The organism is Parabacteroides vesiculifaciens, from assembly GCF_049860805.1.
Taxonomy (GTDB): Bacteria; Bacteroidota; Bacteroidia; order Bacteroidales; family Tannerellaceae; genus Parabacteroides.
On record NZ_CP187555.1, the window covers coordinates 190,199 to 203,753 of the forward strand.

At 44.3% G+C, this 13,555-nt stretch carries 10 protein-coding genes; 6 read left to right on the plus strand and 4 right to left on the minus strand.

Translation table 11 applies throughout. From position 1 onward, the window contains the following. Positions 1-8 precede the first annotated feature (8 nt). On the plus strand, positions 9-1,316 hold the full coding sequence (locus tag ACPYIV_RS00830; RefSeq protein ID WP_293732332.1) for an MATE family efflux transporter: 1,308 nt from the start codon (positions 9-11) through the stop codon (positions 1,314-1,316). Between the two features lie 20 nt (positions 1,317-1,336). Here ACPYIV_RS00830 and ACPYIV_RS00835 read toward each other — a convergent pair whose 3' ends face one another. The 4 genes from ACPYIV_RS00835 to ACPYIV_RS00850 all read right to left on the minus strand — a co-directional run bounded on the left by ACPYIV_RS00835 (position 1,337) and on the right by ACPYIV_RS00850 (position 5,608). After that, positions 1,337-1,861: a transposase gene (locus ACPYIV_RS00835; RefSeq protein ID WP_425885059.1), complete on the minus strand. Its 525-nt coding sequence runs from the start codon at positions 1,859-1,861 to the stop codon at positions 1,337-1,339. Between the two features lie 106 nt (positions 1,862-1,967). After that, on the minus strand, positions 1,968-3,674 hold the full coding sequence (locus ACPYIV_RS00840) for an acyl-CoA dehydrogenase family protein (RefSeq protein ID WP_293739706.1): 1,707 nt from the start codon (positions 3,672-3,674) through the stop codon (positions 1,968-1,970). 4 nt (positions 3,675-3,678) lie between these two features. After that, positions 3,679-4,698 (minus strand): electron transfer flavoprotein subunit alpha/FixB family protein, encoded by a 1,020-nt coding sequence (locus ACPYIV_RS00845; protein ID WP_293732335.1) that lies wholly within the window; start codon positions 4,696-4,698, stop codon positions 3,679-3,681. Between the two features lie 4 nt (positions 4,699-4,702). After that, positions 4,703-5,608, minus strand: a complete 906-nt coding sequence (locus tag ACPYIV_RS00850) for an electron transfer flavoprotein subunit beta/FixA family protein (RefSeq protein ID WP_293732336.1) — start codon at positions 5,606-5,608, stop codon at positions 4,703-4,705. A 250-nt stretch (positions 5,609-5,858) separates the two neighbouring features. Between ACPYIV_RS00850 and ACPYIV_RS00855 the strand changes: the two genes are divergently transcribed. The 5 genes from ACPYIV_RS00855 (at position 5,859) to ACPYIV_RS00875 (ending at position 13,540) form a co-directional block, all read left to right on the plus strand. Further along, on the plus strand, positions 5,859-7,052 hold the full coding sequence (locus ACPYIV_RS00855) for a DUF4861 domain-containing protein (protein WP_293732337.1): 1,194 nt from the start codon (positions 5,859-5,861) through the stop codon (positions 7,050-7,052). A 526-nt stretch (positions 7,053-7,578) separates the two neighbouring features. Continuing rightward, the gene (locus tag ACPYIV_RS00860; RefSeq protein WP_425884137.1) at positions 7,579-8,010 is read left to right on the plus strand and encodes a hypothetical protein; all 432 of its coding nucleotides are present in this window, start codon (positions 7,579-7,581) and stop codon (positions 8,008-8,010) included. Next, positions 7,998-8,351, plus strand: a complete 354-nt coding sequence (gene tnpB, locus ACPYIV_RS00865) for an IS66 family insertion sequence element accessory protein TnpB (protein ID WP_301425755.1) — start codon at positions 7,998-8,000, stop codon at positions 8,349-8,351. The genes ACPYIV_RS00860 and tnpB overlap by 13 nt, the downstream gene beginning before the upstream one ends. A gap of 101 nt (positions 8,352-8,452) precedes the next feature. Further along, positions 8,453-10,033, plus strand: coding sequence for an IS66 family transposase (tnpC, locus tag ACPYIV_RS00870; RefSeq protein ID WP_425884139.1), 1,581 nt, complete (start codon positions 8,453-8,455; stop codon positions 10,031-10,033). Positions 10,034-10,564: 531 nt separating this feature from the next. Next, positions 10,565-13,540: a SusC/RagA family TonB-linked outer membrane protein gene (locus ACPYIV_RS00875; protein ID WP_308526283.1), complete on the plus strand. Its 2,976-nt coding sequence runs from the start codon at positions 10,565-10,567 to the stop codon at positions 13,538-13,540. Positions 13,541-13,555: the final 15 nt, after the last annotated feature.

The following is a 13,555-nucleotide window of genomic DNA, read 5'->3' on the forward strand; positions in this document are numbered from 1 at the left end:
AGTCGATTATGAACAAAAAGATACTTCAGTTAGCGCTCCCTTCTATTGTTTCCAATATAACCGTTCCTTTGTTAGGGTTGGTCGATGTGGCGATTGTCGGGCATTTGGGTGCAGCTTCCTATATCGGAGCGATTGCGGTAGGGGGGATGCTGTTCAATATTATTTACTGGCTGTTTGGGTTTTTGCGGATGGGAACGAGCGGGATGACTTCGCAGGCTTTGGGAAGACGGGATCTTCAGGAGGTGACACGGGTTTTGTTCCGCTCGGTCGGTGTCGGGATTCTGATCTCTCTGGTTTTGCTCCTGCTTCAGTATCCGATACGCGAGATCGCTTTCTCCTTGTTAGATACGACGGATGAGGTGGAACGGTTGGCTACCTTATACTTTAATATCTGTATTTGGGGTGCACCGGCTGTGTTGGGTTTGTATGGCTTCTCCGGCTGGTTTATCGGAATGCAGAATTCCCGTTTCCCGATGTTTATTGCGATCACCCAAAATATCGTGAATATCGTGGCAAGTCTGATTTTCGTCTTTGTGTTCGGTATGAAGGTACAAGGAGTTGCGACGGGAACGCTGATTGCCCAATATGGAGGTTTCCTGATGGCTGTGTTCCTGTGGTTCGTATTCTATCGGAAACGGCTGAAAGCTCGTGTCTGCTGGCATGAGATCATGGATAAAGTTGCTATGCGCCGCTTCTTCCAGGTGAATAGCGATATATTCTTTCGTACTCTTTGCTTAGTGGCGGTTACTACCTTTTTTACCTCTACAGGAGCGAGACAGGGCGATATCGTTTTGGCTGTTAATACGTTGCTGATGCAGTTGTTCACACTTTTCTCTTATATCATGGATGGATTTGCCTATGCGGGTGAGGCATTGGCAGGACGTTATATCGGTGCCCGTAACAAAAGTGCTCTTGAACGGATGATCCATCTGTTATTTGGCTGGGGGATCGGCTTATCCCTTTTCTTTACCTTGCTTTATGGAGTAGGAGGAAAAGGTTTTCTGTCGCTTTTGACGAATGATCCTGCTGTCATACAGGAGGCTGGAATCTATTTCTATTGGGTGTTGGCTGTTCCGCTTGCCGGCTTCGCCGCCTTCCTTTGGGATGGCATCCTGATTGGTGCGACCGCTACCCGCCTGATGCTTTATTCCATGTTGGTTGCCTCCGGCACTTTCTTCCTGATCTATTACCTCTTTTCCGGGATTATGGGCAATCATGCATTATGGATGGCATTCCTGACCTATTTATCCTTACGCGGAATCATGCAATGGGGGTTATGGCATCATCAAAACCGACTTCGTAGGGGCGGGTTCTAAACCCGCCCAAAATTCTTCAATTATTTCCAATACAATTTATCATCTTCCCATTTCTGAGGATTGTTCATAATGTACCGATATATATTATTGTAAGATATCTCATTCCGTATGATATGTTCGTAATAATTACGTTGCCAGACGGGATGTCCTTGCTTGCAAGATAATTGGTTTATATGCCGACTTGAAAATGTCTTGAACTGTCGGACAATTTCTGATAAACTATGATTTGGAAATGGAATGTTTTGGGCAGGTTTGGAACCTGCCCCTACATGGGCTGTGATCTCAATGACGGCATGGATGTGGTTGGGCATGATGCAGAATATGTTTAGTTCTATATGGGGATTATGGTTGGGTAAATCCAGCCATGTTTTTTCTATTATTTTGCCATTATCGTTTAAGATCATTTCCCCATTGTTAATTTCACCGAATATACATTTCCTGTTTTGGACACACATTGTGATGAAATATAATCCTTCTTGTGAATAATCGTATCCTTGCAGGCGGATGCTGTGGCGGTGGTGGATGTCAGGATTGTACTGCTTCATAGTTAATTGTTTTGAATTTGGTTTAATATGGAGGTAAAGGTAAATAAAAAAGCCGGATATCCTCTAACAAGATACCCGGCCTTTTATGGGAAAACAATAATGAAAGTTATTGTCTGTAGCTCGCTAATTCGTCGGCATTGAAACTGTTGATGAAGCTGCTGTGTTTTTCAACTTCCGCTTCGGCATGGTTCAGATATACGACAGCTGATTTGGCGAACAATTCGGGAGCTTTTGTCGCATCCTGGATCAGCAGATGAGCCATGATGCAGTCGGCAGCCATCTCCATCAGGCGGCGGGCAACGAAGTCCAGCAATTCCTGATTCTGTGCATCCTTCACCTTGTTCATGCAAGCTTCGAGCTTATTGGCCATTTCAACCAGACGGGCTTTCAGCGGTTCCATTTCCGGAGAACACGGGATTGCTTCAAATTCGCGGATAGTAGCCAGATAAGAACCGTTTGTCACATAGCGGATAGCGGCAACCGTCTGCAACTGTGTCGTACCTTCATAGATGGAGGTGATACGTGCATCCCGATAGATACGCTGACAAGCATATTCCAGCATGAAGCCTGAACCGCCATGGATCTGGATGCAGTCGTATGCATTCTGGTTGGCATATTCGGAGTTCATACCTTTTGCCAGCGGAGTGAAAGAGTCGGCCAGTTTGGCATATTTCTTCTGTTCCTGGCGTTCTTCCGGAGTCAGTTTGCGCTCGCGTGCGATATCCTCCAACGCTTTGTAGATATCCACATAGCGGGAAGTCTGGTACAGCAATGCACGGCCGGCATCCAGTTTCGCTTTCATGATAGACAGCATGTCATAGACAGCCGGGAATTCGATAATAGCCTTGCCGAACTGTTTACGTTCCTTGGCATAAGCCAACCCTTCGTTGTAGGCAGCCTGGCTCAAACCGACAGATTGAGCGGCGATACCCAGACGGGCACCGTTCATCAAAGCCATCACATATTTGATCAAACCTAACTTACGGTCTCCGCAAAGTTCGGCTTTTGCATTCTTATAAACCAGCTCGCAAGTAGGAGAACCGTGGATACCCAACTTGTTTTCAATACGGCGGACATCCACACCGCCCTGTTTCTTGTCGTAGATGAACATAGACAAACCACGTCCGTCTTTCGTCCCTTCTTCCGAACGGGCCAGAACCAGATGAAGGTCGGCATCTCCGTTTGTGATGAAACGTTTCACACCGTTCAGCAGCCAGCAGTTTTCTTTCTCGTCGAAAGTCGCTTTCAGCATCACGGACTGCAAGTCTGAACCGGCATCCGGCTCCGTCAGGTCCATCGACATTGTCTCTCCGGCGCAGATACGCGGGATGAAACGGCTGTGCTGGTCTTCGTTTCCGAATTCATATAATGTTTCGATACAATCTTGCAATGACCAGATGTTTCCGAATCCTGCATCGGCGGCAGCTACGATTTCGGCACACATGGTGTACGGCGTGATCGGGAAGTTCAAACCACCGAAACGGCGCGGCATCGTCATACCGTTCAGGCCGGCTTTCACCATTGCGTCTAAGTTCTGCTTAGTCCCGGAAGCGTATTCCACACGTCCGTTTGCGCAGTGAGGGCCTTCTTCGTCGACACCTTCGGCATTGGGGGCAATGATCTCACCGGTGATTTCGCCCGTGATTTCAAGCACTTTGTCGAACGAGTCCATTGCATCGGCATAGTCCTGCGGTGCATAGTCGAACTCCTCTTTATCTCTGTAATTGCGTTCTTTCAGTTCGCAAATACGTTCCATCATCGGATTGTTCAAGTGATACTTGAGTTCCGGAATGTCTGTATAATAATTTGCCATCTCTTTACTTGCTGTTCTGTTTGTAATACTTAATCATCTTCGGGATCACTTCCTCAACGGTGCCGTTGATCACATAGTCGGCAATCGTGTTGATCGGAGCGTTCTCGTCGTTGTTGATAGAGATGATGATACCTGCATCCTGCATACCTGCGATGTGCTGGATCTGTCCGGAGATACCGCAAGCGATATACAATTTCGGACGAACCGTCACACCTGTCTGGCCGATCTGGCGGTCATGGTCGCAGAAACCGGCATCAACGGCTGCACGGCTGGCACCTACTTCGGCATGAAGTTCCTTAGCCAGTTCGAACAACATATCGAAACCTTCTTTGGACCCCATTCCGTAGCCACCGGCTACCACGATCGGAGCTCCCTTCAGGTTATGTTTGGCTTTTTCTACATGGCGGTCGATGACTTTTACTACGTAATCCGTTTCCGGCACATATTTGGCAACGTCGTGTCTTACCACTTCGCCTTTATAACCGGCATCCAGAATCTCTTTTTTCATCACCCCTTCGCGTACGGTCGCCATCTGAGGGCGGTGTTCCGGGTTGATGATCGTAGCCACGATGTTACCACCGAAAGCGGGACGAATCTGGTATAACAGGTTTTCGTATGTTTTACCTGCTCTTTTATCTTCGTGCGGACCGATCTCGAGCGAAGTACAGTCGGCAGTCAGACCGCTTGTCAGTGCAGAAGAAACACGTGGACCCAGGTCACGGCCGATAACCGTAGCACCCATCAGGCAGATCTGCGGTTTTTCTTCTTTGAACAGGTTGATCAAAACAGAAGAGTGCGGAAGAGAAGTGTAGGGGAACAGGCCCGGCGCATCGAAAACATGCACCTTGTCCACACCGTAAGGCATCACCTGCTTTTCAATTCCTTCCAGCCCGGAACCGGCCACGATGGCTTCGAGTTGGCAGTTTAACTGATTCGCTAACTTGCGACCTTTGGTCAGCAGTTCGAGACTTACATCGGCAACCGTCGTACCTTCAAGCTCACAATATACAAATACGTTATTCATAATCTTATCCGATAGTGTGGTTAGCTAACAGTTCAACAATCAAATCTTCCACATCCTTATCCGCGCCGGTCAGCGTCTTGCTTTCCTTTGCCTGGAACACGATGTTCTGGATGGCTTTTACCTTTGTCGGCGAACCGGACAAACCGCATTGTTCGAGATCTCCGTTTACATCTGCCACGCTCCATTCGGGGATGTTCAGATACGGACGTTTTTCATACAATTCGGGATATGACAGCGCCGACACGCCTTCCGGATGGCAGGCGGGAGCCGGAGCTTTTTCCTGTGCGCCTAATGCCCGTTTGTATTTCATCACTAATTTGGCGTTGCGCGGACGGCAGGGTGCAGCCGAACCATTGACCGTAATTACGATAGGCAGCGGCCCTTCTACAGTTTCGACACCGCCGTCGATATGCCGTTTCACCGTGATGCTGCGATTCTTTTCGTCCACATTCAGGATTTCTTCGGCATACGTGATCTGTGTCAATCCCAGCTTTTCAGCTACCTGGGGACCGACCTGTGCCGTATCGCCGTCGATAGCCTGGCGTCCTCCGATAATAATATCGTAGTCACCTATTTTCTTGATAGCAGTGGCAAGTGCATAGGACGTAGCCAACGTGTCGGCGCCGGCAAATGCACGGTCAGTCAGCAGATAACCACCGTCTGCTCCCCGATATAAACCTTCACGAATAATTTCTGCAGCACGCCCCGGGCCCATTGTCAACAGGGTTACCGTAGTTCCCGGATAGGCATCTTTCAAGCGGAGGGCTTGTTCTAATGCGTTCAGGTCTTCCGGGTTGAAGATTGCGGGAAGAGCGGCACGGTTGATTGTTCCGTCCTCTTTCATCGCATCCTTTCCCACATTGCGTGTGTCCGGAACCTGTTTCGCTAATACAATAATTTTTAAACTCATATTATAGGAATATTAGATTTCTATATTAGATATTTGTTCATATTAACCTTCTAAATACTGACCTGCAAAAGTAATCAAACATTCTTTATATCAAAGAACTTTCGTCCGGAATCTGCACACTTTAGATTTTTTTGAGCATATCCTTTCGAATATCTTTTGTATTTTTGCCTTTAGTTAGACCAATAAAAATATAATTAATAGTACCATGAATTTTAATCAGAGAACCACAAAGCCGTTAATCATGCTTTGTATGACCGGATTTCTTTTTGCAGGCTTTCAAAATAAAGTGCAGGCGGAAGAACTGATCCGCACCGTTGAAGTCTCGAATGAGTGGAAAACCGATAAGGCGGATGAGCCGGTAGTGCTCCGCCTGAAAGAGATGAATCCGTCTTTTCGTGTGCGTTCGGCAACCGTTTGGGACGGGACAAAGGAAATACCTTCCCAGTTGGACGATCTGGACGGTGATCGTAGAGCGGACGAACTGGCCTTCGTTTTAGACGTTCCCGCCCGGTCGGCGAAGAAACTGAAGGTTGTCCTCTCTTCCGAAAAAACAGACCGGACGTATCCTTCCCGCGTCTATGCCGAGATGCTGGTAAGCGACAAAAACGGCAAGCATGTCCCGATCTCTTCCCTCACCATTCCGGGAACCAGCAATATCTATAATCAGTTGCATCATCACGGCCCTGCTTTCGAATCCGACCAGGTGGCCTATCGTATTTATTTCGATAAGAAGCAGACTGTCGATATTTATGGAAAGTTCAATAAGGGATTCGAGATACAGGAATCCCGGTTTTACCCTACCGATGAGCAATTGGCGCGTGGTTTCGGAGACGACGTCCTGCTGGTAGGCAACAGTTGCGGTGTGGGAGCCCTGAAAGGATGGGACGGGAAGAAAGCAACTCATATCGAACCCGTTGCAAGCTTGACGGAGACTATACGGGCATATGGACCGGTGCGGACCGTTACGGATATTGTCTCGACCGACTGGCAATATCAAGGTTCGGAACTCCAGATGACGGTCCGTTATATCTTGTATGCCGGACATCGTGATTGCGAAGTCCGGGTGCACTTTGCCGAACCGTTGAAGAAAGAGGTGTTCAGTACAGGCGTTTTAAATATAAAAGGTTCTTCTTCTTTTTCCGATCACAAGGGCCTGGTGGCTTGTTGGGGAACGGACTGGCCTGTCAACGATACGGTCAAATATGCAAAGGAGACAGTCGGTGTCGCCACTTGCCTGCCTTCCGATCTGATAAAGGACGAGGCGCAGGATTCTGCCAATTATTTATATGTAATAGGAGCGGAGGGCCGGTCTTCCTTCACTTACCACATCACCTTTACATCGATGAAAGAAACTTTCGGTTATAAAACGAAAGAGGATTGGTTTGCCTTTGTGCAGAAATGGAAAAAGGAGTTGCAACAACCATATCAAGTCAAAATCAGGTAATCTGTTTTTTTATTTAAACGGGGTTCACATTTGTGTAAGTGTTTATGTATGAGAGGTATGGTGTGAACCCGGTGAACCCTGTGATAGATTGTGCTGCTGCCCGGATCGTTTTAATATGGTTAGATGCCTCTCCGGTTCTATTTTTATCTGAAAATAGCGATTGCTTTTTCTTATTATATAGATGAACTTTCTCATTTATAGAGGGAAACTCTCTTATAGGATATCTCTTACTTATCGGCTCACGGTTGTGAGCCTAATGAATCACACTAGTGAGCCGTACGAATCACACTTGTGAGCTGTACGGCTCACATCCGTGAGCCGATTAGGTTGTGCCGCTTTTTGCCTTAGTTCTTAGGGAAGAGGGGAAGAATGTATTAGAGACTATGATTTTTTTTCTTGCCGGGTTGGTAATCTCTTTTTTATTTTTATTCTGGGATTTAAGTTTTGGAGAGTTGGCTAAGAGTAAGCGTCTCCGCGATCCCCTCTTTTCCCCTTATAAAAGAGTCTCTACCTTTGTCTTAAAAAAATGGAAAGAAGAAGTATTCAAGAGTATGCAGAAGAGTATAAAAATCGTCTAAAAGCAGGCGAAGATTTAGACTTTGTAGCTTATTGTCGTAGCTATGGCTTGCGTGTGGATAGCGTTCGTCAATGGATGCGCCGCCATGGCATGGATCCCAAGGCCATTCAACTGGGAATAGTATTGGAACGCTACCATTGTAAGCAGTTGGAAGATCAGGCCGTCTGCCAGAGTGTAGCAGGAGAAATGATCCCGCTTCAATTCACAGGGCGTGAAAAAGTAAAAGAGACCCGCTTAGTGGATGCAGAGAAACTGCTTAAAGGGATTCATATCACATTCCCCGACGGGGGAATCATCCAGATAAAAGAATGCGTTGCCGAAACATTGTGCCATTTTATCCACCTCTATTACGGAAGAAAGGAGGACACATGTTCGCGCTGACCGAGTCGTTAAATTACTATTTATGTCCCCGCTATGTAAACATGTGTTCAGGGATCAATGCCTTGTCCGTGATTGTCCGGAACGATCTCAAGCGTAACCCCGTATCGGGTGAAGTATTCTTGTTCGTTAACAAATCCCGTACAATAATCAAGCTCCTGCACTGGGAAAAAGGCGGTTTTGTCCTTTATCAGAAACGTCTGGAAGAGGGGACGTTTGAAATACCTTGTTTTGACCCCGGCAGTGGCCGTTATCAGATGAGGTGGGAAAGTTTCTTTTTGATGATGGAGGGGGTGAGCCTGAAAAGCGCACGGTTCCGCAAACGCTTCAAGGGACCTGTCTAATGGCGTCCTTTATATCACATATATCTATGCCACAGTTATTTACAAGTAAAATAATTGTGGCATAATTATTTAATTCCATTCCCTTTTCATATCTTTGCGGCATGACAGGGAAACAGAGGACAAACATACTGCAGGATACCATTACTTTCCTCAGGGATCAACTTTTGGCTGCCGGCAGGCGGGAAGAAGAGTTACTTCGGCAAGTGGAGTCCCTGACATCCCGTGTGAGCGAACTTCAGGCAACCCTCCAGTCCTTAACCTCCTCTTTTCAGGAAAGCAAAGCAGACGCCAACAGGCTGAAAAACCAGAAACGCGCATTAGGCAAACTGCTGGAAAACAAGTCCGAAAAGATAAACCGCAAGCAAGAGGAAAAAGAGGAGGCAAAGAATATCCCGGAGGAACCGAAGTTCGATCCCAAAAGCCGCGGCAATAATGGGGTGAAACGTAAAGAGTATTTCAATGTGGAAACCCGTTTGCACGAGATCTATCCTTGCGATCCGGACTTCGACCCTCTTAAAGCCAGAATAATCAGTCACACTGATTCCATCCGTTACTCTTACCACCCGGGTTGGTTTGAGAAACATATCTATCGGCAGTACAACTGTGTGCAAGGCGATAACATATACAACGGCAAATCCCCCAAAGCTCCCCTGCAAAACTCTTCCTATGATGGCAGTTTCCTTAGCGGCATATTGCAATTGCGCTATATCTATTCCCTGCCGGTGGAAAGGATCGTCAAGTTGTTCAACGAGCAGGGCATAGCCCTTTGCAAACAAACGGCCCATGGGTTGATTGCGAAATCAGCCGGTTTGTTGGAGCGTATGTACGAAGTGCTGAAAAAGTCCATACTGGAAGATTCCTATCTGTCAATGGATGAGACTTATTACAAAGTGCTTGTCAATGAAAAGAATGAATCGGGCAAGAAAGTCCGTAAAGGATATCTCTGGGGCATGTATGCCAACCATACGGAATTAATCGCTTTTATTTATGAAAACGGCTCCCGCTCTAAAAGCATAGCCGAAAAGCTGCTTACTGATTATAAAGGGGCTTTACAGACAGACGGATATGCCGCTTACGCCGACTTTAGGAAAGAAGAATATCCTGACATCATCCCCCTGGCATGTTTCCAGCATTGTAAAAGGAAGTTCCTGGATATGAAGGAGGATAGGCAAGCGCAGGAAGTAGTCGATATTGTCAATGAATTATATCAGAATGAACATCTTATCCCGCCCGATTGGGAACCAAAACAGATACTGGCCTGGCGCAAAAAATACGCACCTCCTATCCTCGGACGCTTAAAGGCCAAATTGGAAAGTATACAATCCGATCCGCAAACTTTGCCCAAGTCGCTTATGGGGGAAGCGGTTCGCTATACCCTCAACCTGTATGATGTTTTATGCAATTATATAAAATCAGCGGACTACCAATTAGACAACAACCGCATTGAACGGATAAACCGTTACATCAGCCTGAGCCGCCGCAACTCACTTTTCGCCGGTAGCCATGCCGGGGCACAGAGAATGGCTCTTTTTTATTCTCTGGCTTGTTCGGCCAGACTTCACAATCTTAATACTTTTGATTATTTCACGGACTTGTTCAACAGGTTGGCCGATATACAGCCAACAGCACAGGATTCGGTCTTTAGAAATTTACTACCGGATAAATGGATCCCTTGTCATTGAATAACTAATATACAGGAGGGGATCGCGGAGACGCTTACGGCTAAGATCGTTCGGATTGTTTTTAGGGTTCACTGTAATGTTTTGATAGGTAGTTGTCTATGAGGTTTGTGAAGGGTGAATGCACTTCGTAAAAGTTTATGTATAAGAGGATTATGCGTGTCTTGGAGTTGTGGTTTTAACCATAGTCTTAGCAGAACTAAGTTATATTTTTACAGTATTATATTGATTTTATGTTTACAAAACACTTAATATATTTAACTATCACATTTAATATTTTAAACACTATACAAAAGGATCGTTATTTAATATTTATCGATTTTACGGCATACAATTCAGTATTTTGTCGTTTATACACTCAATATGGCATCATATATGTTTTTTTCTCAATAGGAGTAAAATTATTTACAATAAGAGTCATTTCGGATATTTTTTACTTATCTGCTTATATTTTTTATCAATATAAATTGCAATTAAAATATTTTTGTTTAAATTGCGCCTGTTTTGAATGTGTAACTAAATAAAAAAGTGTTTATGGAAAGGAAGCTAGTGTTGTTGTTGACCTACTTACTGGTAAGCATAGGTCTTTTGACGGCTCAGATTTCACGTGTTACAGGCATTGTAAAGTCTGCAGATGATGGTGAGCCTATTATTGGTGCTACTATATTAGTAGAAGGTACATCTATGGGAACAGTTACGGACATGGATGGCAAATTTGAAATTACAAATTTACCGAGTTCTGCTAAGACTCTGTTAATTTCGTTCGTCGGAATGGTGAGCCAGCAAGTGAAAATACAAGCCGGGCAAATGACAATAACATTAACGGGTGATAATAGGATATTGGATGAGGTGGTTGTAGTTGGTTATGGAACAACCCGGCGGGAAGCAAAAACTGGTTCTATTACTTCAGTATCGAGTGAGGAGCTTTCCGAATTGACAGCTTCTTCTTTTGATAAGATGTTAGCAGGAAAAATGGCTGGTGTTCAGATAACTTCCAATTCCGGTCAGCCAGGTGCTAATTCTGAAATCCGTATTCGTGGTATCAGTTCTATCAATGCGGGTAATGAACCTTTATATGTTATTGATGGTGTCGCCGTTATGTCAGGTGAACAAGGTACTTTTACAAATACATCAAATGCTTTGGCTATGATCAATCCGAATGATATTGAAAGCATTACTGTCTTGAAAGATGCCGCTGCCGCTTCTGTTTACGGTTCACGTGCGGCAAATGGTGTTATTTTGGTTACAACGAAGTCGGGAAAAGAAGGAAAAAGCCGTTTTACAGCTCGTGCAAAATATGGTGTTTCTTCTTTGGCAAATGATAATGATTATCGTGCGATGAATGGCCAGGAACTTTGGACATTCCGTCGCGATGCGCTTATCAATGCAGGCTATAATCCTGATGATTCGGAAATGGGATCTTATTATTATCCTCAGAGTATGTTACAGCAACCGATGACTGATTGGATAGATCATTTTACTCGTACTGGCCAGATGCAAGAATATGAAATTTCAGCAACGGGAGGAAGTAATAAAACATCTTACTTTAGTTCTGCTTCCTATCACAAAAATGAAGGTGTATTTTATGGTATTAAATTTGAGAGGATTCAAGCACGTGTAAATGTAGATCATGAATTGAATAAATATTTGAAAACCGGTGTCCGTGTGAATGTCGGTTATTCGAATAGTGAAGATGTCGCTATGCAAAGTTTGTATTATTCCAATCCTATTTTTGCGGGAATGACTATTCAGCCTTGGACAAAGCCTTATAATGAAGATGGTAGCCATACTTTGAATATTCCGGAGAATAGTAATACGAACCCAAGGGCGACAGCCGAGTATGACAAACAATATGCAAAGAAGTATAGTTTTAACGGAAACATGTATTTGCAGTGGACTCCGATAAAAGGTTTGGTTGTTAAAACGACTAACTCTGCTGAAATGAGTTTTGTACAAGGTATGCGTTATTGGAGCCCTGAAACAAATTATGGTGCGGCTACGACTCAGACTGATAATAATCAATACCGACTGTTGACGACGTCAAATACGGCTACTTATGAAAATACATTTTTGGGAAATCATAGTTATCGCGTCTTGGTCGGTCAGGAAGCATTACACCGGAGCTGGTATCAGGATTACATATATGCAGCGAACGTAGATGGCGGTATTCCTCATCCACAAACGTCGGCATCTCCAAAGGCAGAACATTGGGAAGAGGCGAGTACTATGATGTCTTTCTTCGGTATTTTAGATTACAATTATGCGAGTCGTTATTATTTGCAGGCTTCTGTTCGTTGGGATGGTAGTTCCCGCTTTGGAAAAGAAAATATTTGGGGAACTTTTTATTCGGTCGGTGCTTCCTGGAATATACATAATGAGCACTTTATGGAAGATGTAGACTATATCGATTTATTAAAACTTCGTGCCAGCTATGGTGTGAACGGTAATAATAATATTGACAATTATCAGCAATATGCAAAATATACTACAGCCCTTTATAATGGTGTGGCCGGATATTTATTAAATTCTCCGAATAATGATTATTTGTCATGGGAAAAGAATAAATCCTGGAATATTGGTATTGATTACAATTTCCTGAAACATTTTTCCGGTAGTATTGATTTTTACTCCCGTAAGACAACGGATATGTTACTTGACCGTCCATTGTCAAGAACTTCCGGTTTTACATCTCAAATGCAGAATGTGGGTTCATTACGGAATACAGGGGTTGAATTCCAGTTTGATGCTAATATAATTGAAACAAAGGATATACAATGGAATGCTGGTATTAATATCTCACATAATAAGAGTAAAATTTTGGATCTGGCAGGTGATGAAATGATTAGTGATGCTGATTATGGAGCATTGAAGTATATTAAAGGAGAAAAGTTGTTTACATTCTATTTGCGTGATTATCAAGGTGTAGACCCGGAGACTGGAAATGCTCTGTGGATGGATAAAAATGGAGAAGTGACAACTCGTATCAGTCAGGCTCGTTATATTAATGCTGGTAGTCCGGAGCCGACAGTAACAGGAGGATTCCATACGGATGTGACTTGGAAAGGGATTACATTGAATATACAGTTGGAAGGGAAATTTGGAAATAAGGTGTTAATAGCAGAAAATAGTTATTTACATTCGGATGGTCAGCAGATGTCCATGAACCAGGCTGCAAGTGCTATGAACTATTGGAAACAGCCGGGTGATACGAATTGTAATCCCAAACCGGTTGCTTGGAACTCAACAAGTTCGAATTCAAGTGCATCAACACGTTTCTTGGAAAATGGCAGCTATGTGAGAATAAAGGATGTTACATTGGCTTATACTTTACCGAAACAATGGTTATCAACGATCGGTGTTAATAATTTAAAGGTCTATGCAAGTGGAATGAACGTTTATACGTTTCATGATGTAGATTATTTTGATCCTGAACGTGGTGTGAAAGGTATGGGATATGGCATTTATCCAATGACTAAGTCATTTGTGTTTGGGTTGGATGTTACATTTTAATAATTAAAAAGGAAA